This window comes from Streptomyces sp. NPDC058470, assembly GCF_042721055.1.
Taxonomy (GTDB): Bacteria; Actinomycetota; Actinomycetes; order Streptomycetales; family Streptomycetaceae; genus Streptomyces.
On sequence record NZ_JBHXMF010000009.1, the window covers coordinates 123722 to 149089 of the forward strand.

Here is a 25368-nt window from a genome sequence, read left to right on the forward strand (position 1 = left end):
GTTGGGTCCGGCATTCACGCCGGTGTCGAGCCCGGCATCCACACCAGCGTCGGGTCCGACATCCACACCCAATGTCGGGTCCGACATCCACACCCGTCATCGAGTGTACGTTTCGACATTGTCCTGGGTGGTTCGTCGCCCCATGCTCAAGTCCAGTGCGCCGCGACCCGAAGGAGCCGGCGATGACCGTTCTGACGCACCCCTCAACCGGCCGGACCCCGGGATCCATGAGCGACGCCGAATGGCATGCGCGGCTCGAACTGGCCGCCTGCTACCGGGTTTTCGATCATCTGGGCTGGGTCGAAATGATCTTCAATCACATCACGCTGCGGGTGCCCGACGAGGAGGGCAGCCTGCTGATCAACCCGTTCGGCCTGATGTACCACGAGGTCACCGCGTCGAACCTGGTGAAGATCGATTACGAGGGGAACATCCTCTCCGACTCGCCCTGGCCGGTGAACGAGGCCGGGCTGCTGATCCACACCACCCTGCACGCGAGCCGCTCCGACACCCACTGCATCATGCACACCCACACCACGGCAGGCAGTGGCGTCGCCTGTATCGGCGACGGCCTGGACCCGGACAACTTCTACTCCGCCCAGCTGTTCGAGATGGTCGCCTACCACGACTTCGAGGGCGTCACCGTCAATCCGGAGGAGCGGCCGCGGCTGGTCGAGGACCTGGGCGACCGCAACCTGATGATCCTGCGCAATCACGGCCTGCTGGCGCTGGGGCCGACCCTGCCGGCCGCTTTCTCGGCCCTGTGGACTCTGCAGCGGGCCTGCGAGCTCCAACTCGCCGCGACCTCCACCGGCCGGCCGCTGGCCAAGGTCAGCCACGAGGCAGCGGTCCAGTCGACGCGGGAGTCCTTCCAGCTGGGGGACCGTACCGACGCGGGACGGGTCCTCTTCGAGGCACTGCGACGCAAGATCGACCGCATCGATCCGTCCTACCGGAGCTGATCGAACATTGCTGATCGAACGTAGCTGATCGATCCGTCCTACCAGAGCTGAGGGATGGCCTTGAAGATCACGATTGTCGGACCCGGCGCGGTCGGCGCGACCCTGGCCGCGTCGTTCACCGCGGGCGGCGCGCAGGTGTCCCTGCTGGGAGCGCCGGGCGCTCATCTGGACGCCATCGTCGAGCACGGGCTACTGGTGGACAGCACGGGCAGCACCGCCCGGTACGGCCTGGCCGCCGCCCACGACCCGGCGCTCCTCCCCGAGCCGGACCTGGTGGTCATCTGCGTCAAGAGCCAGGACCTGCCCGCGGCCGCCGCCCGCGTCCGGCCGTGGATCGAGGCCGGTGCCGACGTGCTCGTGGTGGCCAACGGTGTCCCGTGGTGGTTGCTGGCCACCGTGGGCGGCTTCGGTTACCAGGTGATCCGGAAAGTGGACCCGGACGGCGGTCTGCTGGACCTGCTGCCGCCTTCCCGGGTGATGGCCGGCGTCGCACACTTCAGCAGTTCTGTCCCGGAGCCCGGCCATGTGACGCATTCCGGCGGCGACTGCCTGATCATCGGAGACCCGTTCGGTGGGGCCTCCGCCCGTGTCGACCGGTGCGCCAAGGCGCTGTCCGCAGGCCCGGTCCGCGCCGAGGTGAGCGTCGACATCCGCACGGCGATGTGGGAGAAGCTGCTCGGCAACGTGAACCTCAACCCGGTCAGCGCGCTGACCGGCGGGACGGTGCTCGAAATCCTCCGGAGCCCGGATCTGCGTCAGCTGTGTGCCGACATCTTCAAGGAAACGGCCGAGGTCGGCACCAGGCTCGGCATCCCGACCACCATGTCGGCGGACGAGCGGCTCGAGGTCGCCGCCCGCCTCGGCAACTTCCGCACCTCGATGCTCCAGGACTCCGACCGGGGCCGGCGCCTGGAGACGGACGCCATTCTCGGCGCCGTACGCGAACTCGCCCGGCGCACCGGTGTCCCCAGCCCGGCCATGGACGCGGTCGACGGTCTGCTGTCCCTGCGCGAACGCGTCCGCCACCCGGACCAGGACCCGGACCAGGGCCCGGACCCGGACCCGGACCAGGGCCCGGGCCCGGACCCGGACCCGGACCCGGACCAGGGCCCGGACCCGGGCCAGGGCCAGGACCCGGGCCAGGGCCAGGACCAGGACCAGGACCCGGGCCAGGACCCGGACCAGGGCCAGGGCCTCGACCCGGGCCAGGGCCTCGACCCGGATCAGGAGCGCGGCTGATGCCTCACCCGCTCGGTACGACACCGTCGAAGATCATCGCCGTCCACCTCAACTACCGCAGCAGGGCGGCGGAACGCGGACGGGTGCCCGAACAGCCGTCGTACTTCCTCAAGCCACCGTCGTCGCTGGTCGGCAGCGGCGACCCGGTGCACCGCCCGCGCGGTTGCGAACTGCTGGCGTTCGAGGGCGAGATCGCCCTGGTCGTCGGCCGCCGTGCGCACCGGGTCGCCCCGCAGGACGGCTGGAGCCACGTGGCCTATGTGACCGCCGCCAACGACGCCGGTGTGTACGACCTGCGCCATGCCGACCTCGGCTCCAACCTGCGGTCCAAGGGCGCCGACGGGTTCACCCCGATCGGCCCGCGGCTGCTGGACGCACGCCGACTCGACCCGTCGGCCCTCCGGTTGCGGACCTGGGTCAACGGCGAGCTCGTCCAGGACGACACCACCGACACCCTGCTGTTCCCGTTCGGGGACCTGATCGCCGACCTGTCGCGACTGGTCACCCTGGAGCCCGGGGACGTCATCCTCACCGGCACCCCGGCCGGCGCGTCCGTCGTCTCGCCCGGCGACACGGTGGAGGTCGAGGCCGGCGACGGCACCGTCAGCACCGGACGGCTGCGCAACCCGATCGCCGAGGCCGGTCACGACCTGGAGGCCTGGGGTGCGATGCCCCGGGCCGGTCAGGGCGAGCGCGCCGCGGCCTGGGGCTCGGCGTACGAACCCGAACCGGTGCTGGACAAGCGGATCGAGCAAGGACTGCGGGGCATCGCGGTGGCCACGCTCAGCGCGCAGTTGCGCAAGCGCGGCCTGGTGCAGAGCAGCATCGACGGGGTACGCCCCACCCGGCCCGGCGACAAGATGGTCGGCGTCGCCCACACGCTGCGCTATCTGCCGCTGCGCGAGGACCTGTTCATGCGCTACGGCAACGGCATGAACGCCCAGAAGCGGGCCATCGAGGAACTGCGGCCCGGTCAGATCCTGGTCATGGACGCCCGCCGGGACACCACGGCGGGCACCCTCGGCGACATCCTCGCCCTGCGCGCCCTGCGGCGCGGGGCCGCCGGGGTAGTCACGGACGGGGCGCTGCGCGACAGCGCGGCGGTCACCGCGCTCGAACTGCCGGTGTACTGCGGCGGCACGCACCCCTCCGTCCTTGGCCGCCGCCACGTCCCCTGGGACACCGGCATCCCGATCGCCTGCGGCGGGGCCCTCGTTCAGCCCGGCGATCTGCTGGTCGGCGACGCCGACGGCGTGGTCGTCATCGATCCCTCGCTCGCCGAGGAGCTGATCGCCGACAGCGCCGAGCAGGAGTTGCAGGAGCGCTTCATCACCGAGCAGGTGCAGGCCGGCCGGTCGGTCGACGGGCTGTATCCGCTGGGCCCCGACTGGCAGGGACCGTACGAGCAGTGGCGTGTCAGGCACGCCCAGCAGGGAGAGACCCCATGAAGTTCCGCAGCGATCCGGCCGCGATCCGCGGTTCCATCGTTCCCGTCGTCACCCCGTTCACCGACGTCGGAGCCGTCGACCACGACAGCCTGCGCGGCCTGGTCCGCTGGCAGTTGGAGTCAGGCTCGCACGGCATCTCGCTGGGCGGTTCCACCGGCGAACCCAGCGCGCAGAGTGCCGCGGAGCGGATCGCCGCCATGCGCACCGCGACGGAGGAGATAGCCGACCGGGTGCCCTTCGTGCCCGGCACCGGATCGCACAAGCTCGACGAGACCCTGGAGATCACCGCCGCCGCCCAGGAGCTGGGCGCCGATGCCGCGTTGGTCATCACCCCCTACTACGCCCGCCCGACGCAGGAGGCCCTCTACCAGTGGTACGCCACGGTGGCCCGGGAGTTCCCCGACCTGCCGCTGGTCGTCTACAACGTGCCCTCCCGCACAGCGGTCGACATCGCGCCGGAGACCGTCGGGCGGCTCTTCGCCGACTTCGACAACATCGTCGGCGTCAAGGAGACCACCAAGGACTTCGAGCACTTCTCGCGGGTGCTGCACCTCTGCGGACCCGAACTCCTTGTGTGGTCGGGCATCGAGCTGCTCTGCCTGCCGCTGATGGCCCTGGGCGGGGCGGGCTTCGTCAGCGCCGTGGCCAACCTGGCACCGGCCGCGGTTGCCCGGATGTACGAGTTGTGGGAGGCGGGAGACCCCGAGAGCCAGGCAGCCGCCCGTGAACTGCACTTCCGGCTGCACCCGCTGGTCGACCTGCTCTTCGTCGAGACCAACCCGGCCCCGGCCAAGTGGGTGCTGCACCAGCAGGGGCGCATCGCCTCCGCCCATGTACGGCCACCGCTCATCACCCCCACCGAGCCCGGCCTGGCCCGCATCCGGACGTATCTCGCCGAGGGCACCGACCTGCTCCAGCCCGTCTGAGCCGCCGAACAACCTACGGAGGAGCCATGCCCAGCACGCGCCCGGCAGGACTGCCCGGCACCATCCGGCACTGGATAGGCGGCGAAGCCGTCGACAGCACCGACGGCCGCACCTTCGAGGTGATCGACCCCGTCTCCAACACCGGGTACGCCCAGGCCGCCGCGGGCGGCCCACCGGACGTCGACCGGGCGGTGGCCGCCGCCAGGTCGGCGTTCCCCGCCTGGTCCGGACTGTCGAACCGGGCCCGGGCCACCGCCTTGAACCGCATCGCGAACGCCGTCGAGGCACGCCAGCAGCAACTGGCCGAATTCGAGTCCTACGACTCCGGGTTGCCCATCACCCAGGCGCGCGGCCAGGCCCGGCGAGCGGCGGAGAACTTCCGCTACTTCGCCGATGTCATCGTGGCCCTCGGCGAGGAGGCGTTCCGCCAGGGCGGGGAACAGTTCAGCTACGTCGTACGCACCCCGGTGGGTGTGGCGGGGCTGATCACGCCATGGAACACCCCGTTCATGCTGGAAAGCTGGAAGCTCGCCCCGGCGCTGGCCTCCGGCTGCACGCTCATCCTCAAGCCGGCCGAGTGGACCCCGCTCTCGGCCTCCCTCTGGCCGGAGATCCTCGCCGAGGCAGGCGTCCCGGCCGGTGTGGTGAACATCGTGCACGGCTTCGGGGAGGAGGCCGGGCAGGCCCTGGTCGACCATCCGGACGTGCCGCTGATCTCCTTCACCGGCTCCACGGACACCGGCCGCCACATCGTCCGGTCGAGTGCCCAGCACCTCAAAACCACGTCGATGGAGCTGGGCGGCAAGTCGCCGGTCGTCGTCTTCGCGGACGCCGACCTCGAAGCCGCCCTGGACTCGGTGGTCTTCGGCGTCTTCTCCCTCAACGGCGAGCGCTGCACCGCCGGTTCACGGGTGCTGGTGCAGCGGCCGGTGTACGAGGAGTTCACCCGCCGCCTCGCCGAGCGCGCCGCGAACGTACGCGTCGGCCCGCCGTCGGACCCCGCCACCGAGGTCGGCGCCCTCGTCCACCCCGAGCACTACGCCCGGGTCCTTGACTACGTGGAGGTCGGTGAGAAGGAAGCTCGCCTGGTCGCCGGCGGCCGGCGGCCGGATCACCTTCCGGAGGGCAACTACCTTCAGCCCACCGTCTTCGCCGACGTCTCCCGGGACGCCCGGATCTTCCAGGAGGAGATCTTCGGCCCGGTCGTCGCGGTCGCCCCCTTCGACACCGAGGACGAGGCGGTCGAGCTGGCCAACGCCACCCAGTACGGACTCGCCGCGTACATCTGGACGTCCGACCTGAAACGCGGTCACCGCATCGCGCACGCCGTCCAGTCCGGCATGGTGTGGATCAACTCCCACAACGTACGCGACCTGCGCACCCCCTTCGGCGGCGTCAAGTCCAGCGGTGTGGGCCGGGAGGGCGGCGCGCACAGCATCGACTTCTACACCGAGTCGAAGATCGTGCACGTGGCGCTCGGAGAGGTGCACACCCCCCGCTTCGGAGCCGTCTCATGACCACCCCGGCGCCTGATGTCGTCCGTTCCGCCTACGCCCAGCTCGTGGTCACCGACCTGGCCAGGGCCCGGTGGTTCTGGGTGGACATGCTGGGCTTCCACGTGCAGTACGAGGACGCCGGGAGCCTCTGCCTGCGCGGCACCGACGAACTGACCCACCATTCGCTCGTGCTGCGCCAGGGTGAGGTCGCCGCCCTCGACCACATCGCCTACCGCGTCCGTACCCCGGAGGACGTCGACAGGGCCGAGCGGTACTTCACCCGCCTCGGCTGCCCGGTGCGCCGCGTCCCCAAGGGCGCGGGCACCCAGGGTGTCGGTGACGCGGTGCGGGTCCTGGACCCGCTGGGCTTCCCGGTGGAGTTCTTCCACGACATCGAGCAGGCCGAACGGCTCATCCAGCGCTACGACCTGCACCGCGGAGCCCAGGTCGCCCGCCTGGACCACTTCAACATCTGCACCCCGGACATCCCCGCCGCGTACGCGCACTACAAGGCGCTCGGCTTCGGCTGCTCGGAGACCATCGAAGGCGACGAGCACGAGCTGTACGCCGCCTGGATGTACCGCAAACAGACGGTCCACGACGTCGCCTTCACCGGTGGCGCCGGTCCGCGGCTGCACCACGTGGGCGTGGCCACGCACGAGTCCCACCACGTGCTGCACACCGCGGACATCTTCGGTGCGCTCCGCAAGGAGCACCACATCGAACGCGGACCCGGCCGCCACGGCGTATCCAACGCCTTCTATCTCTACCTGCGTGACCCCGACGGACACCGGGTGGAGATCTACACCTCCGACTACTACACCGGTGACCCCGGCCACGAGACCTACCGGTGGAACGTCCACGACGACCGCCGCCGCGACTTCTGGGGAAGCGCGGTCATCGAGTCCTGGTACAAGGAGGCCAGCCCCGTCCTCGGCCTCGACGGCTCGCCGCAGCCGGTCACCGAGACACTCCTCGACGAGTCCGCCGTCCAGGTCGGTGCGGACGGGCTGGGCTGAGCGCCGGCCGATGGATCATGCCTGGGGATGCACGTCCGGGGAGTCGGCGAAGGTGACCTCGGCGGGCGTCTTCCGGAGCGAGTGGATCAACTCGGTGACGGGGCCGACGTGCAGCGTCCCGCTACGTACGGTGTCCGCGATCAGCGTCTGCCGGGGAGCCGACGTGTCCCAGGCCGGCCACGCCCCGCCGTCGGGGCCCCGCGGAACGCCGGTGCGGGCGAACTCCGTCCAGGCGTGCCGCATCACGTCGCCGATCCCGGCATCGGTCTCGTCGTACTCCTCGCCCGGAGCGATCCGGCGGAAGAGATACGGAAGCTCGGCCGTGTGGAAGGCGAGCAGGCCCGAGCGGCGGGCGGACGGTGAGACGCGCGCGAAGCGGTACGAGTAGCACGTACGGCCCAGGGCGGCGAAGCGCTCGTAGGAGGCCAGCTCCGGCTCGTGCCAGACGGCGCTGGTGGACAGTTCGGCCAGCGCCTCGTACGTCGTCAGTCCGCTGCCGTCGAAGTGGGCGAGGATGTCGTCGGCGCGGGAGCCGCCCAGCCTGTCGGCCATCGCGGCGAGCGTAAGGGGTGTGTAGACCTCGGCCGGGTCGAGACCGCGGCGGCCGTGCAGGCCGTCCGGCCGTTGGAAGAACCGTGCCTCGTCCTGGGTGCTGCCGAGCATCACGGGCAGGTTCGCGGGCCAGTTGGAGAAGTCCCGCGTCACGACCTCGCCGTCCACCGTCGGGTACCACACGAGGTTCGCGGGTGTGTGCAGCTGGTCAGCGGGCGCCGTGGTGCCGGCCATCGCCCAGGACGCCTCCCGCACCCGCTCGGCGGACAACTGCCGCAGCTCGTCGGGGTCTTGGCTGCCCAGGAAGCCGAAGACCTCCTCCGTCGCCCGCGCGGCACGCTCGTAGGACGGCGGGGCGACCACGGCGTAGTCCTCGAAGCCCGCGCTCTGGATGATTCCCCGGTGGAACAGGCCCCGGGCAAAAGGCGTGGACAACAGTGTGCGCACCGCGACGGCGCCGGCGGACTGGCCGAAGACGGTCACGTTGCCCGGGTCGCCCCCGAAGGCGGTGATGTTGTCCGCCACCCAGGTCAGGGCCGCGACCCAGTCGCCCACCGCGAAATTGGTGCCGGTCCGCGGATCGGTCAGGAAGCCGAAGGCCCCCAGCCGGTAGTTGAGCGAGACGACGACCACACCGCGGCGTGCCAGGGTCTCGCCCGAGAACGACGGATCCGACGCCGAGCCGCCGATGAATCCGCCGCCGTGGATCCACACCATGACCGGCAGGTTCGCCGCGCCGTCCGCTTCGGGGGTCCAGACGTTCAGGTACAGGCAGTCCTCGCTCTGCTCGGCGCCCAGGCCGGGCCCGCGCCCGTTGCCCGCCGTCTGGATCGCGGCCGCGCCGAACGCCGTCGCCGCGCGCACCCCGGACCACGGCGCGGGCGGGGCCGGCGGTCGCCACCGCAGCGCGCCGACCGGTGGGGCCGCGTAGGGCAGGCCCAGGAAGGCGTGCACTTCGCCGATCTCCTTGCCCGTCACCGATCCCTGCTCGACGCGCACCGTCCGCATGAGATGCCTCCCGAATTCCCAGGTAGCTGTCAGCCGCAGTCGGCTGTGAAGCCGGCGCTCTCGATGGCGTGCACTGCGCACGCCTCGTCCTTGTCGGGGTGATCTCCGCTGATCCCCACCGCGCCGATGATGTGCCCCTCCGCGTCGCGGACGAGTACGCCACCGGGAACCGGGGCGATCCGTCCCCCGGAGATGGCGCTCAGGGCCTCGAAGAAGGCGGGTGCCGTGGCGGCCCGCCGCGCCAGATCGCGGCCTCCGGCGCCCATGCCCAGAGCGCCCCACGCCTTGGCCGTGGCGATGTCCGGCCGCAGGATCCCGCTGTCGTCCTCGCGCTTGAGGGCGAGCAGATGACCCCCTGGGTCGAGGACGGCGACGGTCAGCGGATGGCACTTCAGGGCGCGTCCGTGTTCCAGTGCGCCGTCGACCATCTGCGAGGCGTGCCTGAGCAGGAGAACTTCCATGGTTCCGTTCCTTGACGTGGTGAGGGGCTAACAGCGGGCACGGCACCGTATGCGGTTTTGCTGTGCGCACCGGTCGGGCGGGCGAGCCTGTGATCAGGCCGGGCCGGCGGCGTCCTTGACCGGAGCGATCGCCGTGGCGGAACCCGCGGTGCTTCGCTTGAGCATGCCGAACCCGAACAGCACCGCTGCGGCGCAGAGGGAGACGCCGCCCGCGAGGACGAAGAGAGAGGACGTGGTGAGCTCCGCGGCGATCAGCCACCCGCCCACCACCGGGCCCGCGATGCCGCCCAGTCGCCCCCAGCCCATGGACCAGCCGACGCCGGTGGCGCGCTGTGCCGTGTCGTAGAACTGGGGGATCAGCGGAATCGTGCACATCTGCGCGCCCAGGCTGAGCAGACCGGCGACGAAGGTGACGATTAGCAGCATGCCGTCCGACGCGGTGGCCCAGCCGATGAGGGCGACGGCGACGGCACCCAGGGTGTACGCGCCGCCGATCACGAGGGGCGGGCGGCCCCGGTCCGCGAGCCGGCCGATCACCAGGCACCCAAGTATGCCTCCGAGATTCAGTGTGGAGACGGCGAGCAGGCCGCTGTCCGCCCCGGCCGCGATGGCGACGCTGGGCAACCACGTGACCAGAAAGTACGTCATGAGCAAGGTCAGGAACATCGCGGCCCACAGCAGGACCGTGCCCGGGCCCCTGCCCTCCTTGAACAGGGCCGCCACGGGAGACCGGCTCTCCGCGGGACCTTCGTCCCTCGCACCGGCACCGTCGGCCGGGATCCCCAGCCGTTCCAGGGTCCTGGCCGCCGCCACGCCGTCGCCGCGTGCGGCGAGGAACCGGGCGGACTCGGGCAACCGGAACACAAGGAGCGGCAGCAACAGCAGCGGTACGACACCGCCGACGTAGAAGACGCTGTGCCAACCGTGCGCGGGGATCAGCCAGTTCGCCAGGACTCCGCCGACCACCGCGCCCATCGGAAAGCCGCAGAACATCAGCCCGACGACCGTCGCCCGGGACTTCGCGGGTGCGTACTCCGAGGCGAGCGAGATGATGCCGGGCAGGGCGGCGCCGAGACCGATTCCGGTGAAGAACCGAACGGTTTCCAGCGCACCGACCGAGCCGACGAACGGCGTCACCAGGGTGACGACACCGAACACCAGGACCCCGAAGGTCACCAACGGCCGGCGGCCCACGCGGTCGCCGATCACTCCGGCCACCGTGGCCCCGATCAGTCCGCCGAAGAGCCCGATGCCGAACACCGTGCCGAATCCCGAGGGCTTCAGATGCAGGTCGGGCCCCATGGCGGGGGCCGCGAGGGAGATCAACTGGGTATCGAGCCCGTCCAGTAGCGCGACCGCCGCGCACAGGAGGATGACGGTCAGGGTGGGGCGTGACATACGCCCCGTGTCAAGAACCGAGCCGACCTCGACGCGCGCACCAGTACTCATGGGTCATCCCTTTCCATTTCTGCTGAATTCGGGCTCAGTTCCGTGGTGTTCGGGCTCGGTGGGGCTCGCTCGGGCATGCGCTATTGCGGCTCAGGGGCCCCGTCACTCGGATTTGCGTCGGTCCGGGTGTTCAGGAGGGATGCGATCAGCTGTGAATAGAGGGGGCCCGAGGCCCTGATCTCCGCGCCGCGCGGCGAGGAAGTGATCAGTTCGAGTGCGTGGGCATGGTGGATTCGGACCATCTTCGCCGCCCGCTCGCCGTCCCGGGCCTCAAGGGATTCCACGACGGCAATGCGCTGCGGATGAAGGGCACCCGCGATGCGCTGCCAGTCGGCGAGCTTGGGACCACCGGACAATTCGAACGCCAACTGCACCTGGACGTCGGCGAAGAATCCGCACAACGACGCGAGGAGCGCGCTGTGGGAGATCTCGGAGAGCCGGTGGAGGTAGTGCCTGAGATCGGCCGCGGCCCGGTCCACGCTCCGGATGGCAGTCAGTTTCTCGGCAGCCGCTCTGAGCGAGGCGATCTCCTCGTCGGAGGCGCAGCGCGCCGCCAACTCGACCGCGTAGGCATTCAACGCGGCCTGGAGGCCGAGGAATTCGACTGCGCCGACGTCCTTCAGCTTGATCACCGAAGCGAGCGACACAGCGATCATGGTGTCGGTCGAAGCGGTGACATATGTTCCGCTGCCGTGCCGGACACTGACCAGGCCCATGGCCGTCAGGGCACGAACCGATTCGCGCACCGTGGCGCTGCTGACGCCGTACCGCTCGGCGAGGATCCGTTCCGGCGGGAGGCGTGATCCGTCGGGCAGCGCTCCGTGAAGGATTTGATTCCGCAAGTCGTCGAAAATGCGGTCGGCGACCCGGCCGCGCCCAACTCTGTGGAAATCCTGGCTTTTGTATATGTGATCCGCCATGGAGCACACCCTCGGTTTTTGGCCGCGTTGTTCTGCGTGGCTGCGAGCGGTGTCGAGAGGCGGTCGGATGTCCGCGGCCCCTTAACACGGCTGTCACATTAGGTCACCAGGTGACTTAGGTGCAAGGCCCGTGCAGACGTTTCCGTACGCCTCCGCAAAGACGTACGCCAGGGGCGGCCCCGTCGGATTCAGCGCGGGTCGTCGACTCCGACGCGCTGATCGTCAACGGTCGCTCCGGCGATCGCGAGCGTCTGCGCGGTGTACTCCCGGACGGCCTTGGACGCTGCCTGCCGGTCATGTGCGGCGACCGCCTCCACGATGGCGATACGTACGCCACGCAGCCGCGCGACGTCCGACGCCCACTTCGATTCCGGGCCCTGGCGGACCCGGCGCGCCAGCGACAGGTGCGTCGAGATGACGAAGGACGCCACCACTTCGAGGAGCTTGTTGTGGGACAGGGCGATGAGTCCCCCGAGGAAATCCTGCAGAGTCTGCGTGAACTCCTCGCTGGACATGGAGTCGTTGAACGACTTCGCGGTGTCGAGTACGGCGTCGATCTCCTCGGGAGTGGCGGTCGTGATCGCGAGATCGACCGCCTGGAGGTTCAGTGTCTCCGCCAGCTTCAGGATGCTCTGCAGGTCGATGTTCTCCAGCTCGACCACCGACCGCATCGCCGAGGCCATCAGCGTGGAGGAGTCCGCGATCACCGTCATCCCCGAGCCGTGCCGCACCTCCACGAGGCGCATCGCGCTGAGCGCCCGGATGGCTTCGCGGATCGTCGGTGAACTGACGCCGTAGTAGGAGGCCAGCTCCTTCTCGGAGGGGAGCTTGGAGCCGCGCTTCAGGCGGCCCGACAGGATGCCCGACTCCAGGTCGCGCAGTACTCGATCGGCGACACTCGCACGGTCTCGGTCGAAGCCGCCGTCTGCAACAAACGCCGTCACCGTCTGCCCTCTCCTCGTCATCGTCCGCCACCTCGTAGGTGAGCTCACCAGCGCGAACTCACCAGGTGACTAAAAGTCTTCTTCGTGGATCGTACCGCAAGGTGGGAGCCCCGTGGAGTCGACCGTGAGGCGGGGCCGCTCGCCCTCGCGGGAAGACTTCAGATCCCCAAGTCACTTGCTGACTTGTTGCCTTTGGTCTACGCTCGCGGTGGCCAACGAAAAGGGGATGACGTGAGCGCATACCGCAATCGACTGCTGGAAATGGTCGACCAGGGAATCGTGCCGTTGGGAATGCAGTGCTTCACCGGAAACGGTGCGCTGATCGAGGTTCTCGGGCTGACCGGATACGACTTCGTCATGCTGGACACGGAGCATTCGCCGAACAATCCGCGAGCGCTCGAGGACAGCATCCGGGCGGCCAACCACGTGAATATGGTTCCGGTGGTCCGGGTGCCCAGCTTCGACGACGAGGCTTCCATCCGCCGTGCTCTCGAAGCCGGCGCCGAGGGCATCTTCCTGCCGATGGTCAAGTCGGCGGCGGACATCAGGACGGCCGCTGACGCCGCGTTCTTCCCGCCGCTGGGAAAACGCGGTATCTGTCCGGCCGTGCGGGCGACCGGCTATGCGTTCAGCGACTTCAACGAGTACGCGCGGCGCAACAACGAGTCGACCATCCTGGTCCCGCTGATCGAACACCCCGACGCGGTCGAGAACATCGAGGAGATCTGCGCACTGCCCGAAGTGAGCATGGTGATCTTCGGCGTGGGCGACCTCTCCTTCGCGATGGGCGAGGGGGTCGAGCAGCTGCGCAGCCCCAAGGTGCAGGCCGCCTACCGCCGGGTGATGGATGCCGCGGCCAGGTACGACGTCCCGGTGATCGGTGGGCCCAACCTCGATCCGACCCCGGAAACCTGCCTCGACGCACTCGAGATGGGCGTCAAGGTCTTCACCCTCGGACTCGACATCATGGCCTTCCGGCGTGCCTGCGAGGGAATGGTCAACGACCTCTACACGGCGTCGCAGAAGTCCAAGCTCTCGCGTCCGACTCCGCCGCCGAGCGGATTCCCCGCCCGCTGAGTCTCAACCGACACAACCCCGCTGAGCCGCAACAGAGAGGGAGAGTGATGTCGCGTATCAATCGCTACGTCATCGGCAGCGATGAGCACGGGCGCTCGGCCGTGCTGGACGACAAGCTGAGCAACGTCCAGGAGCGGGAAGGCTACTTCTGGCGGGCGACCTTGTGGGCCACCGCGGAGACGCCTGCCGACAACTCGATCGAGGGCGACAGGTCTCTCGTCGGCCCGCGCCGCGAACCGCTGCCCAACGGCCTGCTGTGCCGTGCGCTCGAACTGCAGCCGGACGACCCGGACGCCGCGCGATCCGCGCAGGTCTTCGACGAGCTCAGTGCGCAGGCCGGGCAGACCATCAAGGCCACCGACGAGGATCGGAGCCGCCACCCGAGCATGCACCGCACCGATACCCTCGACTGCATCACCTGTGTACGGGGTGAGGTCTACCTCCTGACCGATGTCGACGAGGTCAAACTCACGCCGGGTGACACCGTCGTGATCCGGGGGACCAACCACGCCTGGAGCAACAGGTCGAGCGAACCCTGCCTGCTCGTCGGCTCGTCGGTCGCCGCCCTTCCGCTCGGGCCGGACTCCTGACCCCGCCGCCCTTCCCCGGCCGCGCCGGCGCCCGTCGCCCCGCAGAACCACACCAAGGCCAAGGACCGAAACCAGGTAACACACCGTGACGATCGACCGGACAAGAGTCGCAGAACACCTCGACAAGCTGGAGATCGCCGAGCTCGTCCGGTTGGAGCGCCACCGGCGTGACACGGCCGCGTGGGACAAGCTCGCGGACTCCTACATCGAGGACTCCCACATTCGTACGACGTGGTTCTCGGGCACGGCGCGCGAGTTCGCGGAGCACGCTCGCGCGCTGACCCGGCAGGGCGGCGGACGGCCCAGCAAGCACCTGATCTCTCCCGTCGAGATCCGCATCGCCGGCGACCGCGCCGTCGTGGAGAGCGTCGGCGAGATCCACAACCGGGACACGCTCGAAGGCATCCCGATCGACACCATCCAGTACTGCCGGTTCGTCTCCCGTGTCGTCCGTACGGCCGACGGCTGGCGCCTGGCGAGCTTTGAGGGCATCTATCAGAAGGGCGTCATGACGCCGGTGTTCCCCGGCGACGTCATCCCGATCGACCGGGAGGAGATGAGCCGCCTGCGACCGTCCTACCAGGTCTGGGCCTACCTCTTCGCCCGCAAGGGGTTCGAGGTCCCCCAGGGCGACGAGATCGTGGCGGAGGACCGGCCCGAAGTCGTCGAGGCGTTCCTGGAGGACACCTACCGCTGGCTGCACGAGTACGAGTGAGCTCGGGTACTCGGCTCACGAACGCAGATGGGAAAGGGCGGCCCGCGGGCCGCCCTTTCCCATGGTCTCGTCAGATGTTCGCCTCGATGAACTCCAGCGCGCGCTGCCAGGAGTCGGCGGCGGCATCGGGTTCGTAGGCATGGGCGTTGGCGTCATTGAAGAAGGCGTGTCCGGCGCCCTTGTACACGATCGGGGTGAAGTCGACGCCGGCCGTGGCCATTCGTTCGACGACATCCGGGAGCGAGGACATCAACCGCTCGTCCTGGTCGCCGTAGAAGGCGAGGATCGGGGCCGAGATCCTGCTGAAGTCGGTCGGCGGCGGCGGGGTTCCGTAGAACGGGACGACGGCGCGCACCCTGGGGTCCGCGGCCGACAGGGCGAAACTGAAGCTGCCGCCGAAGCAGAACCCGGTGACCGCCACATGACCGTCCACGCCCTCCTGGGCGGCGAGATGGTCGACGCAGCTGATGAGGGCGGACACCGCCCACGCGGCGAACTCCGGCGAGCGGCTCGGCGCCATCGCCTCACGCAGCATCGGCTGTCCGTCGGAACGCACCTTGTCGTCCGGGCTGTGCATGATCGCCTGCAGCTCGGCGCCGAGGTGCGCGGTGATGCCGACCCGGGACAGCAGGTCGGGGGCCAGGACGACATACCCGTGGGCGGCGAAGCGCTCGCTCACGTCCTTGATGTGATCGGCGAGTCCCCAGATCTCGTGGATGACTACGAGTCCCCCCTTGACCGGGGTTCCGCTCGCCGGGCGTACGAGACAGGCCTCGAACGCCCCGTCGCCGCTGTGCAGTTCAATGGTCTCGCGCACGCTCAACCCTCTCGCTCTCTGTCGCGACCACGCTCAGCCCGATCGCTCTCTCTGTCGTGACCACGGCCGGCCTTCCCTCTTCGTGGGTCGGTCCTCAGTCTTCGACTACGGGACTCACGAACCCGACATGCGCCTTCGCGACCCGCTCCGGGAGGCCGGCGAAGACACGCCGGCGAGCCTCCGAGGTCCGGTAGGCGGCGTCGACGCGTGCGAAGTCCTCCACCGTGCCCGGAACGCTGACGGCCCACACGAACTCGTTTGCATCCTCGTTGGCGTAGGCGAACTCGATGGTGAACCCGGCCTCGGTGCGCAGAGCGGGCATCGTGGCCCGCCACCAGTTGACGAAGGCTTCGAGCTCGCCCGGGACTATTTCGTATCGGCGAAGCTGGATCATGCCGGCTCCCTTCCTCAGCTCTGCTGCGGCGTCGCGTCGGCCTGCGCGGTGGACTTCTCCCGCTGGATCAGGTTGAGCACATGGGCCCGCAGCTCCGCGAACCTGGGCAGGGACTTCGTCTCGACCTGGTCGCGATGCTCGCCGAGCGGAATCGGGAGCCGTTCGCGTACGCGCGTCGGCGAGCCGGACAGCACCACGACCTCGTCGCCCAGGTAGACGGCTTCGTCGATGTCGTGGGTCACCAGCACGACGGTGACCCCGAACTGCTCCCGGACACCGAGGATGAGGTCCTCCAGATCGGTACGGGTCTGCGCGTCGACGGAGGCGAACGGCTCGTCCATGAGCAGCGCCTCGGGTTCGAAGGCGAGAGCGCGGGCGATGGCGACCCGCTGCTGCATGCCGCCGGACAACTGCCAGGGGTACTGACCGTGGACGCCGGCCGACAGACCGACCGCCTCCAGGGCGCTGCGTGCCGTCTCGCGTCGCTGCCGCTTCGGCATCTTCTTCGAGCGCAGCGGGAGTTCGACGTTCGCGGACACCGACATCCACGGCATGAGCGAGCGGCTGTAGTCCTGGAACACCACGGCGAGCCTGCTGGGCGGACCCGTGACGACCTCGCCGTCGAGGCGGACCTCGCCGGAGGTCGGCTCCATGAGACCGGACAGACAGCGCAGCAAGGTCGTCTTGCCCGCGCCGGACGGGCCGACGACGCACAGGAACTCCCCGCGCCGAACGTCGAGATCGACCCCGTCCAGGACGAGCCGGGTCGTCGATCCGGCCCCGAAGCTCTTGGACAGCCCCCGGACGGACAGGAGGGGAGATGCCGGCATGGCCGGCTTGTCGTTCGTCATTTCCGCGACCGAAGTCATGTCCTTCCTCACTTGCTCGACGTTTCGCGCATCAGCCGGTGCCATCGCAGAATCACTCGCTCCGCCGCCCGGAACCCGACGTTGAGCAGACAACCGAGCAGCCCCAGCAGCACGATGCTCGACCACATGGCCGGAATGTTGTAGCTGCGCTGCTGCTGCAGCAGCGTGTAGCCGATGCCGTTCGTCGCACCCTGCAGCTCGCTGACGACGATCATGATGAGCCCGATCGCGACGGCCGTGTTCAGGCCTGCCATGATCTGCGGGCCGGCCGACGGCAGTGTGACCCGCAGGAGCCGGTCCCGCCGGCTGATCCGGTAGCCACGCCCGACGTCGATGAGCACCGGGTCGACCGAGCGCACCCCGTCGATCGTGTTGAGCAGGACGGGCCAGACGGCGGCGAAGGCGATGATCACCACCTGCGTCCGGGAGTTGATGCCGAACAGCACGATGGCGAGCGGCGCGAGTGCGACGCCGGGCGTTGCCCTGGCGAACTCCAGAACCGGCGCGGCCGCGTCCCCCAGGCCCCGCCACAGTCCCAGGAGGAGCCCACCCGCGATGCCCGCGACCGCGGCGATCAGCAGCCCCAGGGCGAAACGCTGGAGACTCGGCACGGCCTCGCTCAGGAACATGGATGACAGCCACACGTCGGAGAACGACGACATGATCTTGGACAGCGGCGGAAAGTACAGCGACGTGCTGTTCGCACTCGCCTGCCACCAGATCGCGACCATGGCCACGGGCACGACGAGACTGACGAGGACGCGGAGACCGGGGCGGGTCCGCAGGAGCGGTTTCACCGCTCTCAGCCTGCGAGCCGGTGCGACGAGTGCCATGACAGGAGACTCCTCTCCAGGGCGAGCATGCTCAGGTTGAGCAAGGTCCCGAGGGCGGCCACGACCACGATGTAGGCGTACATGTCCGGGATGGCCATGGTCTGTTGGGTGAGCGCGATCTGGCGTCCGAGCCCGGGCGCGCCACCGAGCATCTCCGCGCCGACGGACAGCAGCAGCCCGATCGTCAGCGCGATCCGGACGCCGGTGGCGATGAACGGGGAGGCGTCGGGGAGGATCACGCGGGTGATCCGATCGCGCAGCCGTAGCTGGTAGGACGCCGCGACCTCGCGCATGACCGGATCCAGCTGACGCATGCCGTACATGCTCTGCAGCAGCAGCGGCCACACCGCGCCGAGAACGATGAGCAGTACGGCCATGCTGCTGGTCGCGCCGTAGAGCAGTAGCGCGAGCGGGAGCAGCGCGATGGAGGGGATCGTGCGCATGAACTCGATCGGGATGCGGAACATCCGGTAGAGCAGCTCGCTGGAACCGAGGAGCAGTCCGGCCGGTACGGCGATCCCGAACGCGACCGCCGTCCCCGTTCCCCAGTTGAGCAGCGTGCCGCCGAGGCTGTGCCAGAACTCGTCGGTCGGCACCACTCGCGCCATCGCCGCCACGATGGATGTCACGGACGCGAGGGCGTCCGACGAGATGGTGTTCGTGACCGTGACGACCTGCCACACCAGGAGCACCGCGACGACGAATCCCAGGCGGGCGCCCACGCGTCCGAAGGCGGCCGGCTTCCGAGGCATCGGACTCATGGCGCGTTGTAGATCGTGGTGTCCAGATCGACGGCGGACTTGATGAGCCCGTACTTGATCATCAGATCCATGATGTCCTCCACCTTGCTCTTGCTGACCGTGGTCGGCACGAAGTACGGCAGCACCATGTCCTTGGTCTGCGCGTCGGTGAGCTTGTAGGTGCTCTTGGCCGTCGAACGGACCAGATCGGGGTCCTTGTTCAGGGCGGCGCTCGACTCCGTCAGAGCCTTGGTGAAGGAATCGACGACGTCGCGGTGGTCCTTCAGGTACGTCTGCGTGGTGACGTAGACGATCAGCGGCGCGGAAGGCGTCGATTCGGCTGCCGGCGCGAACAGCTCCTTCAGGCCCATCGACTTCCCCTGGGTGATGGTGGGTTCCTGGCTGACCACGGCGTCGACGGTTCCCTTGGCGACCTCGGAGTTCATGCTCTGCGCCGGGACCTCGACGAAGTCCACCGTCTTCGAGTCACCGCCGAGTTTGTCGATCGCTGCCGACGCCGTCATCTGCGCACTTCCGCCGATCGAGGTGACGCCCACCTTCTTGCCGTTGAGGTCGGCGGCGGAGGTGATGGAGCCGTCGTCCTTGACCAGCAGGCCCGTCGTGTCGTCGGCGGCACTGGTTCCACTCGATGTGGCCACCGCGATGATCACGAGCGGGACGTTCTGGGAGACGGCTATGAGGCTTCCGACCGGGTCGCCGAGGGCGATGTCCAACTGGCCGTTCAGCAGCAGCGGCGTGACCTGGGCCGGGCTCGTCGTAGGACTCTTGACGATGTCCAGGCCGTTCTTGGCGAAGGCGTCGTTCGAGACGCCGAGCGAGGAGACGCCCGGGCCCACGCCGACGGTGACCTTGGTACTTCCTGCTGTCGTGGAGGACCCCGAGCTGCTGGATTCGCCGGAGCCGCAGCCCGCCACCACCAGGCCTGCCACGGCGACGGCAACGACGTAACGTCTCTTCATTTCGCTGCTCCTTCGTTCCTTGTCCGTCCGGTGAAGGAACGACGTGCGGTACGGCTACAACGGGCACGTCGACCACGCGACCACTCCGTTCGAGCCACCTCGGCGTGCACTGTTTGTCAGCAGATGGAACAAACGTCGCGCTCTCTTGCTGCGGTCACCTTAGACGCGGGACGCCTGATGAGTAAATGACTTGGTGACTTTTAAAAGTGTCCGATCTTAACGGCTCCGTCATATTTGCCGGATGGTCGCTCGGGGAGGTTTTAGGCTGTCTCGTCCAGATGTGCCGGAGTTGCGGGGCGTGTGAGGCGCGCGAGGACGCACAGAGAAGTCGCAGGCCAAAGACGCTTTGGCCTGCGATGCCTATGCGTAGCTGGAGCCCCCGGGCCTATACGCAGCTGGAGCCCCCCGACCTCTACGTAGCTGGTGCCCCCGGACCGATACGCAGCCGGTGCCCCCGGACCTCTACGCAGCCGGAGCGCCGAGACTTATGCGCAGCTGGTGTCCCCAGCGCAACGCTGTGGCCGTTGTCGGTCGATGGGCTGTTTCTGTCGGCGGCGGTCGGCTTGTCGGCGCCTGCCCGCCACGCCGGTCCCGGTCGCCCTGCTGCTCCGGGCGGGCAATCGGACATCAGTGGATGCCCCTCGGGCTCGTCGCGCCGGCCCCGGCGGTTCTGCATCGGTGGCGGGGATACTCCGCCGGGCGGCGCCCCCACGATGCCATCACTCGGCCGGGCCGATCAAATACCGGTCGGCGACGGCCGGTCCGCCGTTCGCCGCCTGTTCAACTGACGCCGGAACGCAGTCAGACATCGGGATTTCACGGCAACCAGGTCCGCCACTGCCCCGGAACACCCTTTCACCGGCGCCGGAAGAACGCCCGGCGGGGAGAAACAACAGGGCGTCCGCGACTGTGCCGGTGTCCAACAGACCCAAGGTCGCGCGGTGTTGATTCCCCAGCTGTCCGCGGGTCATCCTGCTGGAGCAGAGAACGTCCATCGATCCTCGCGCTTCAGGCCGTTGTTTCTGTTCCGCCGGGCATGGCCTTGGTCCGCCTAGTCATTCAACTACGGTCGGGAATGCGATGCCATGGATGCCTGGTGTACCTGCATTTCGCCCTGCTGTTGTTCCGATTTCTCCTTGGGAGGAGAGGCGTAGATGGCTGATCAGCAACTTTTTCTGCGGTCGAAGGTCATTGTCGAGCCATTGATGGACAGATTCTTCGCCTGGCCCTACACGATAGCTCCGGTTCAGTCGGCGATGAATCTCGCATTCCTTCAAGTACCGTTACTGGAATCCTATCTTCAGTCCCCGCAGGTTCATGTCGCGGCCAGCAAAAACCCGGACTTGCGCGGCGGTTACTTCATCAACATCCCGCAGGAGCGTGCCGACGAGGTGCGTGATCTGCTCGCCGCGATCAAGCGGGACAGGGCGGAGATCCTGAGGTTCGCCGAGGCGATAGTCGCCGGGCAGGAACTGCTGCGGGCCAACGCGACCGGATACGATCTGACCCCGCTGTATCCGAAGCTGCCGCCTGAGCTCGGCGGTCTGGTCGAGCTGGCCTACGACACCGACAACCAGGCACAGATGCGGTTCATGGAGCCGATCGTCTACACCAGCGGCGTGTATCAGGAGTCGCGTCAGTCGGTGCAGTTGTCGTTCGAAACGGGCATCGAGCGCCCGTTCGTCCTGAGTACGCCGAGGCTGGCCTCGCCGGACGTACTGGAACTGAACCTCCCGTTCCGCCACCCGGGCCTGGAGCAGTTGTTCAAGAGCCGGGTGCGCCCGACCACGCTGAGCCGCCTGGCCGAGGAGCTCGGGCTGGACGGGGGCCAAGCGGGCCAGTTGTCCGGGATGCTGAGTGAGGAGCCCGGCCTCGCGAAGGACCGGCACATCGAAGAAGGCGGTCGCGTCCGCTACTTCGGGCACGCCTGTCTGGTCCTGCAGACACCGCAGGCCGCCATCGTGACCGACCCGTTCATCAGCGCCGACAGCACCGCCGGGGACCGTTACACCCTGGACGACCTGCCGGACTTCATCGACCTGGTGCTGATCACCCACGGCCACCAGGACCACATCGTCCTGGAGACGCTGCTGCAACTGCGTGGCAGGGTCGGGGCGATCGTGGTGCCGCGGTCCTCGCGCGGCAATCTCGCCGACCCTTCGCTGGCGCTGATGCTCAAGCACCAGGGCTTCCCGGTGATCGAGGTCGACGACTTCGACGAGGTGGAGTTCCCCGGCGGCAGGGTCACCGCGACGCCGTTCCTGGGCGAGCACTGCGACCTGGACATCCGTGCCAAGTCGACCTACTGGGCGGAGCTGGCAGGCAAGAAGGTCTTCATCGGGGCCGACTCCTCCGGCATCGATCCGACGCTCTACCGCTACGTCAAGCAGCACCTGGGCACCGCCGACATGGCCTTCCTCGGAATGGAGTGCGACGGAGCGCCCCTGACCTGGCTCTACCAGGCACTCCTGACCATCCCGGTCACCAAGAAGATGAGCAATTCGCGAAAGCTCTCCGGTTCCAACGCGGAGCAGGCCGCCGCGATCATGACCGAGCTCGGCGCCACCGAGGCGTACATCTACGCCATGGGCGAGGAGCCGTGGCTGGGCCACGTCATGGCCACGACCTACAACGAGGACACCTATCAGATCAAGCAGATCGAAGAGTTCCTGACCTGGTGCAAGGAGCGCGGCATCAAGGCCGGGCACCTGTACGGCCAGCAGGAATGGCGCTGGTAGCGACGCGCCGACGAGCTACGCCATCGCCTGGACCCCGCCTTGGAGGAGGAACCTCCACGGCTGTGCGGGACATGGCGCACGTCGAGATGTTCACGCGAGACAGAGTGTCCGCGATCGGCCACTCCGTCTCGGCCATGGAGTTCTCCAGGATCGCGGACTCCGTGGAGTCCGACGTGCGGCGGCGATTGGTGGGGAATTTTCCCCGGCGGCAGGAAGGAATTCCCGCACTCGGTTTCACGGCGATTCCTCGCCATATTTCTTTTCGTCCTCCTGCGACCGCGTGCGTTCTTCTATAGTGATAGTGCCTCACCCTCGGCGTGAATCCCCCTCACGCCGAGGGTGTTGGTTCGTAGCTGGCCGGCGGAGTGCCGTGGCGAATGATCGCCGGGTTGCGGCAGTCCAGTCCGACGGATTCCCAGCCGCGTATCCGGAATGACAGGGTCCCCATGCTGGGCAGGGGTCGACCCGTCTCCGTGGAACCAGGTCCTGCGCCGTTCAACCGATGCCGCGCCGAACTTGAACGCCGACTGGTCGCGGATCCCATAGCCGCTGGTAAATCGCCGGAAGTGGAGAATGAAACCGTGCGACCGGTAAATTGACGGCATCGACGAGAGGGGAATCCATGGTTGTCGTAATGGCTCCTGAGGCCACGCAGGAAAATATCGATAATGTTGTCGGATTGGTGCGGTCGGCCGGCGGGGAAGCTTTTGTCAGCCGCGGTGTTTCGCGCACGATCATCGGCCTGGTCGGAGATGTCAACGATTTTGATGTGCTGAACCTGGGGAGCCGCAACGGCGTGCTCCAGGTGATGCGGGTTTCCGCACCGTACAAGTTGGTCAGTCGCGAGCACCACCCTGCCCGATCGGTGATCAGGGTGGGCGGCATGCCCATCGGACCGGACACTCTGAGCGTGATCGCCGGGCCCTGCGCGGTGGAGACGCCGGAGCAGACGCTCGCGGCCGCGAGGATGGCCATGGACGCCGGGGCTTCGCTGCTGCGCGGTGGTGCGTTCAAGCCGCGGACCTCTCCGTATTCCTATCAGGGTCTCGGGGAGGAAGGGCTGAAGATCCTCGCCGACGTACGGGCGGAGACGGGGCTGCCGGTCGTCACCGAGGTGATCGACCCGGGCACCGTCGACATGGTGGCCTCGTACGCCGACATGCTCCAGATCGGCGCTCGCAACATGCAGAACTTCGCGCTGCTCCAAGCGGTCGGCCGGGTGGGTAAGCCGGTGCTGCTCAAGCGCGGTTTCAGCGCCACGATCGAGGAGTGGCTGAGCGCCGCGGAGTACATCGCGCAGCGTGGAAACCTCGACATCGTGCTGTGCGAGCGCGGCATCCGGACGTTCGAGACCGCCACCCGCAACACCCTCGACATCAGCGCGGTGCCTGTGGTCCAGCGGCTGTCGCACCTGCCGGTGATCATCGACCCCTCGCACTCGGGAGGCCGCCGAGATCTGGTCCTGCCTCTGACACGCGCCGCGATAGCGGTCGGCGCGGACGGCGTCATCATCGATGTCCATCCGGAGCCGAAGGCCGCGCAATGCGACGGTGACCAGGCCCTCGTCGCGTCCGACATCCGCGGGATCGCCGATGTCGTCACGATTCTGTCGCCGATCATGGGGCGCACCCCGACCATGCCCGCCGCCGGCCGCATCCACTGAGTCTCTTCAGTGAGGCAACCCTGGACGCCAGGCTTAGGGGTGGGGCCTACGGGTGGCAGGGGTTACGGCTCCCGAGGGACGAATGTTAATTTCTGACACCAGGCGGAAACACACTTCGCCGGGCAGGTGATCTCTTCGAAATTTGTACGGGGGGAGTGGAGGGTGTTGGCGACGGGCTGGTTTCAACTCAAGGAAGAGTTCTGCGGGATTTGCACGGTAGACCACTGCGGGGGGGACACTTTTTCGGGCTTCAAAGGTACTGACGCTACAATCGCGAGTTCGTGAGGGGCTGAAGTGCTTTCCGAAGAAGAGAACATAAATCAGCAGCCTGTGGTGGAAGTCGAACTGAGTTCGCTGAGTCTGGTCGGATCGCCGAGACTCTCCGGTGAGAGACCCGAACACGTTCAGATACTGGCGGCGGCACAGACCCCGCTTCCTCCCATCACGGTGCACCGGGCGACGATGAGGGTCATAGACGGTTGTCACCGCTTGAAAGCCGCCAGGCTGCGGGGCGAGGACAAAATCGCCGTCAGGTTCTTCGACGGCGACGAGGCCGAGGCCTTCGTACTCGCGGTGAAGCTCAACATCACGCACGGCCTGCCGCTGGCTCTGGCGGACCGCAAGCGCGCAGCCGAGCGCATCATCGCGATGCACTTACAGTGGTCCGACCGGAGGGTGGCCTCGGTCACCGGAATCTCCCCGGGAACCGTCGGCGAGATCCGTAAGCGGATCGTCGGCGAACCGGAGGCGCAGGTCAGGCGGATCGGTCAGGACGGCAGGCTCCGGCCTGTCGACGGCAGCGTCGGCCGCATGCTCGCCGGCGAACTGCTCACCAAGAGCCCAAACCTGTCCCTGCGTCAGGTCGCCCGAGCCGCCCGTATCTCTCCCGAGACGGTACGGGACGTACGTAACCGACTGCGCAACGGCGAGGATCTGCTGCCGAATCAGCGCAAGAAGAGAGCGCCCGCTGCCCGAGAGCCGGCGACAACCGGAAATGACCTTGCCCGGCGCAAGGAGTTCGGCGGTCCCAGGCGTGCTCAACCGGTCGGCCGCCCCCGAAGGGGCCCCGCCCTCGATCACGCCACGCTCGTGAAACGGCTGAAGGCGGACCCGGCACTGCGCTTCACGGAAACGGGACGCAAACTGCTGCGCCTCATGGATCTGCACACGGTCGGTGTGGAGGAGTGGGACACGATCACCAACAGTGTCCCGCCGCACTGCAGTGACATCGTTGCTGACATCGCGCGGCAGTTCGCCAATCTCTGGTCGGAATTCGCTGAGCGGGTCCAGGAGGATACAGCGCAGATAGGCTGAAGGCACTCGTTCGTAAAGTCGGGGCCTTGCGGTGTCCGAGCGTGGAAAACGAATAGTTGGACGACCCGTAGGCCGCGCACCACAGGAATGATCCACCACCATAGGGGGGTGCCCCCCCCCAACCGGGGGGCCCCCCCACACGCAGAAAAAAAAGCCACCCGCACGATGCGTAACGTTATATATGAAACAAAGCAACAGCCCCCAAGCGAGACCC

General features: G+C 68.0%; 23 protein-coding genes. 12 read left to right on the top strand and 11 right to left on the bottom strand.

The window, feature by feature from the left end:
* Positions 1-182 precede the first annotated feature (182 nt).
* Genes ACFWP7_RS09450 through hpaD form a run of 6 tightly spaced genes read left to right on the top strand, consistent with a single transcriptional unit; the run spans position 183 to position 7090 of the window.
* Positions 183-962, top strand: a complete 780-nt coding sequence (locus ACFWP7_RS09450) for a class II aldolase/adducin family protein (RefSeq protein ID WP_384378548.1) — start codon at positions 183-185, stop codon at positions 960-962.
* 60 nt (positions 963-1022) lie between these two features.
* Positions 1023-2201, top strand: a complete 1179-nt coding sequence (locus ACFWP7_RS09455; protein ID WP_384378551.1) for a ketopantoate reductase family protein — start codon at positions 1023-1025, stop codon at positions 2199-2201.
* Positions 2201-3649 carry a fumarylacetoacetate hydrolase family protein gene (locus ACFWP7_RS09460; RefSeq protein WP_384378554.1) on the top strand — a complete coding sequence of 483 codons (1449 nt, stop codon included), beginning with the start codon at positions 2201-2203 and terminating at the stop codon, positions 3647-3649. The genes ACFWP7_RS09455 and ACFWP7_RS09460 overlap by 1 nt, the downstream gene beginning before the upstream one ends.
* Positions 3646-4575: a 4-hydroxy-tetrahydrodipicolinate synthase gene (gene dapA, locus ACFWP7_RS09465; RefSeq protein WP_384378557.1), complete on the top strand. Its 930-nt coding sequence runs from the start codon at positions 3646-3648 to the stop codon at positions 4573-4575. Before ACFWP7_RS09460 ends, dapA begins: the two co-directional genes overlap by 4 nt.
* Positions 4576-4601: 26 nt before the next feature.
* The gene (gene hpaE, locus ACFWP7_RS09470) at positions 4602-6092 is read left to right on the top strand and encodes a 5-carboxymethyl-2-hydroxymuconate semialdehyde dehydrogenase (RefSeq protein ID WP_384378561.1); all 1491 of its coding nucleotides are present in this window, start codon (positions 4602-4604) and stop codon (positions 6090-6092) included.
* Positions 6089-7090, top strand: coding sequence for a 3,4-dihydroxyphenylacetate 2,3-dioxygenase (hpaD, locus tag ACFWP7_RS09475; RefSeq protein WP_384378564.1), 1002 nt, complete (start codon positions 6089-6091; stop codon positions 7088-7090). Before hpaE ends, hpaD begins: the two co-directional genes overlap by 4 nt.
* Before the next feature lie 15 nt (positions 7091-7105).
* Here hpaD and ACFWP7_RS09480 read toward each other — a convergent pair whose 3' ends face one another.
* The 5 genes from ACFWP7_RS09480 to ACFWP7_RS09500 form a co-directional block, all read right to left on the bottom strand.
* Positions 7106-8650: a carboxylesterase/lipase family protein gene (locus ACFWP7_RS09480; RefSeq protein WP_384378567.1), complete on the bottom strand. Its 1545-nt coding sequence runs from the start codon at positions 8648-8650 to the stop codon at positions 7106-7108.
* A 29-nt stretch (positions 8651-8679) separates the two neighbouring features.
* The gene (locus tag ACFWP7_RS09485) at positions 8680-9111 is read right to left on the bottom strand and encodes a heme-binding protein (RefSeq protein ID WP_384378570.1); all 432 of its coding nucleotides are present in this window, start codon (positions 9109-9111) and stop codon (positions 8680-8682) included.
* Between the two features lie 93 nt (positions 9112-9204).
* The gene (locus tag ACFWP7_RS09490) at positions 9205-10560 is read right to left on the bottom strand and encodes an MFS transporter (RefSeq protein ID WP_384378573.1); all 1356 of its coding nucleotides are present in this window, start codon (positions 10558-10560) and stop codon (positions 9205-9207) included.
* Between the two features lie 80 nt (positions 10561-10640).
* The gene (locus ACFWP7_RS09495) at positions 10641-11480 is read right to left on the bottom strand and encodes a FadR/GntR family transcriptional regulator (RefSeq protein ID WP_384378576.1); all 840 of its coding nucleotides are present in this window, start codon (positions 11478-11480) and stop codon (positions 10641-10643) included.
* Positions 11481-11668: 188 nt separating this feature from the next.
* The gene (locus tag ACFWP7_RS09500; RefSeq protein ID WP_384378579.1) at positions 11669-12424 is read right to left on the bottom strand and encodes a FadR/GntR family transcriptional regulator; all 756 of its coding nucleotides are present in this window, start codon (positions 12422-12424) and stop codon (positions 11669-11671) included.
* Positions 12425-12655: 231 nt separating this feature from the next.
* Here ACFWP7_RS09500 and ACFWP7_RS09505 point away from each other — a divergent pair, with 231 nt between their 5' ends.
* From ACFWP7_RS09505 to ACFWP7_RS09515, 3 genes are all read left to right on the top strand, one after another.
* A complete protein-coding gene (locus ACFWP7_RS09505) occupies positions 12656-13501 on the top strand; it encodes an HpcH/HpaI aldolase/citrate lyase family protein (protein WP_384378582.1) in 846 nt (281 codons plus the stop codon).
* A 47-nt stretch (positions 13502-13548) separates the two neighbouring features.
* Positions 13549-14091, top strand: coding sequence for a cupin domain-containing protein (locus ACFWP7_RS09510; RefSeq protein WP_384378584.1), 543 nt, complete (start codon positions 13549-13551; stop codon positions 14089-14091).
* 85 nt (positions 14092-14176) lie between these two features.
* Positions 14177-14806: a nuclear transport factor 2 family protein gene (locus ACFWP7_RS09515; RefSeq protein ID WP_384378587.1), complete on the top strand. Its 630-nt coding sequence runs from the start codon at positions 14177-14179 to the stop codon at positions 14804-14806.
* Positions 14807-14876: 70 nt separating this feature from the next.
* Here ACFWP7_RS09515 and ACFWP7_RS09520 read toward each other — a convergent pair whose 3' ends face one another.
* The 6 genes from ACFWP7_RS09520 to ACFWP7_RS09545 form a co-directional block, all read right to left on the bottom strand.
* On the bottom strand, positions 14877-15623 hold the full coding sequence (locus ACFWP7_RS09520; RefSeq protein WP_384378590.1) for a dienelactone hydrolase family protein: 747 nt from the start codon (positions 15621-15623) through the stop codon (positions 14877-14879).
* A gap of 94 nt (positions 15624-15717) precedes the next feature.
* Positions 15718-16017 (bottom strand): NIPSNAP family containing protein, encoded by a 300-nt coding sequence (locus tag ACFWP7_RS09525; RefSeq protein ID WP_384378593.1) that lies wholly within the window; start codon positions 16015-16017, stop codon positions 15718-15720.
* A 14-nt stretch (positions 16018-16031) separates the two neighbouring features.
* Positions 16032-16868 carry an ABC transporter ATP-binding protein gene (locus tag ACFWP7_RS09530; RefSeq protein ID WP_384378596.1) on the bottom strand — a complete coding sequence of 279 codons (837 nt, stop codon included), beginning with the start codon at positions 16866-16868 and terminating at the stop codon, positions 16032-16034.
* Between the two features lie 26 nt (positions 16869-16894).
* A complete protein-coding gene (locus ACFWP7_RS09535) occupies positions 16895-17719 on the bottom strand; it encodes an ABC transporter permease (RefSeq protein WP_384378599.1) in 825 nt (274 codons plus the stop codon).
* Positions 17689-18471, bottom strand: coding sequence for an ABC transporter permease (locus ACFWP7_RS09540; protein WP_384378602.1), 783 nt, complete (start codon positions 18469-18471; stop codon positions 17689-17691). The genes ACFWP7_RS09535 and ACFWP7_RS09540 overlap by 31 nt, the downstream gene beginning before the upstream one ends.
* Before the next feature lie 5 nt (positions 18472-18476).
* Complete coding sequence (locus ACFWP7_RS09545; RefSeq protein WP_384378605.1) at positions 18477-19439, bottom strand: ABC transporter substrate-binding protein; 963 nt, start codon at positions 19437-19439, stop codon at positions 18477-18479.
* 1154 nt (positions 19440-20593) lie between these two features.
* Between ACFWP7_RS09545 and ACFWP7_RS09550 the strand changes: the two genes are divergently transcribed.
* The 3 genes from ACFWP7_RS09550 (at position 20594) to ACFWP7_RS09560 (ending at position 25154) form a co-directional block, all read left to right on the top strand.
* Positions 20594-22177 carry an MBL fold metallo-hydrolase gene (locus ACFWP7_RS09550; RefSeq protein WP_384378608.1) on the top strand — a complete coding sequence of 528 codons (1584 nt, stop codon included), beginning with the start codon at positions 20594-20596 and terminating at the stop codon, positions 22175-22177.
* 595 nt (positions 22178-22772) lie between these two features.
* Positions 22773-23840: a 3-deoxy-7-phosphoheptulonate synthase gene (aroF, locus tag ACFWP7_RS09555; RefSeq protein ID WP_384378611.1), complete on the top strand. Its 1068-nt coding sequence runs from the start codon at positions 22773-22775 to the stop codon at positions 23838-23840.
* A gap of 294 nt (positions 23841-24134) precedes the next feature.
* Positions 24135-25154 (top strand): ParB N-terminal domain-containing protein, encoded by a 1020-nt coding sequence (locus tag ACFWP7_RS09560; protein WP_384378614.1) that lies wholly within the window; start codon positions 24135-24137, stop codon positions 25152-25154.
* The last annotated feature ends 214 nt before the right edge of the window (positions 25155-25368 follow it).

Bases quoted from the DNA above. Each gene is read 5' to 3' on its own strand.
- ACFWP7_RS09450 (WP_384378548.1), top strand. From the start codon at position 183: ATGACCGTTCTGACGCACCCCTCAACCGGCCGGACCCCGGGATCCATG.
- ACFWP7_RS09460 (WP_384378554.1), top strand. From the start codon at position 2,201: ATGCCTCACCCGCTCGGTACGACACCGTCGAAGATCATCGCCGTCCAC.
- dapA (WP_384378557.1), top strand. From the start codon at position 3,646: ATGAAGTTCCGCAGCGATCCGGCCGCGATCCGCGGTTCCATCGTTCCC.
- hpaE (WP_384378561.1), top strand. From the start codon at position 4,602: ATGCCCAGCACGCGCCCGGCAGGACTGCCCGGCACCATCCGGCACTGG.
- hpaD (WP_384378564.1), top strand. From the start codon at position 6,089: ATGACCACCCCGGCGCCTGATGTCGTCCGTTCCGCCTACGCCCAGCTC.
- ACFWP7_RS09480 (WP_384378567.1), bottom strand. From the start codon at position 8,650: ATGCGGACGGTGCGCGTCGAGCAGGGATCGGTGACGGGCAAGGAGATC.
- ACFWP7_RS09485 (WP_384378570.1), bottom strand. From the start codon at position 9,111: ATGGAAGTTCTCCTGCTCAGGCACGCCTCGCAGATGGTCGACGGCGCA.
- ACFWP7_RS09490 (WP_384378573.1), bottom strand. From the start codon at position 10,560: ATGAGTACTGGTGCGCGCGTCGAGGTCGGCTCGGTTCTTGACACGGGG.
- ACFWP7_RS09495 (WP_384378576.1), bottom strand. From the start codon at position 11,480: ATGGCGGATCACATATACAAAAGCCAGGATTTCCACAGAGTTGGGCGC.
- ACFWP7_RS09510 (WP_384378584.1), top strand. From the start codon at position 13,549: ATGTCGCGTATCAATCGCTACGTCATCGGCAGCGATGAGCACGGGCGC.
- ACFWP7_RS09525 (WP_384378593.1), bottom strand. From the start codon at position 16,017: ATGATCCAGCTTCGCCGATACGAAATAGTCCCGGGCGAGCTCGAAGCC.
- ACFWP7_RS09530 (WP_384378596.1), bottom strand. From the start codon at position 16,868: ATGACGAACGACAAGCCGGCCATGCCGGCATCTCCCCTCCTGTCCGTC.
- ACFWP7_RS09535 (WP_384378599.1), bottom strand. From the start codon at position 17,719: ATGGCACTCGTCGCACCGGCTCGCAGGCTGAGAGCGGTGAAACCGCTC.
- ACFWP7_RS09540 (WP_384378602.1), bottom strand. From the start codon at position 18,471: ATGCCTCGGAAGCCGGCCGCCTTCGGACGCGTGGGCGCCCGCCTGGGA.
- ACFWP7_RS09545 (WP_384378605.1), bottom strand. From the start codon at position 19,439: ATGAAGAGACGTTACGTCGTTGCCGTCGCCGTGGCAGGCCTGGTGGTG.
- ACFWP7_RS09550 (WP_384378608.1), top strand. From the start codon at position 20,594: ATGGCTGATCAGCAACTTTTTCTGCGGTCGAAGGTCATTGTCGAGCCA.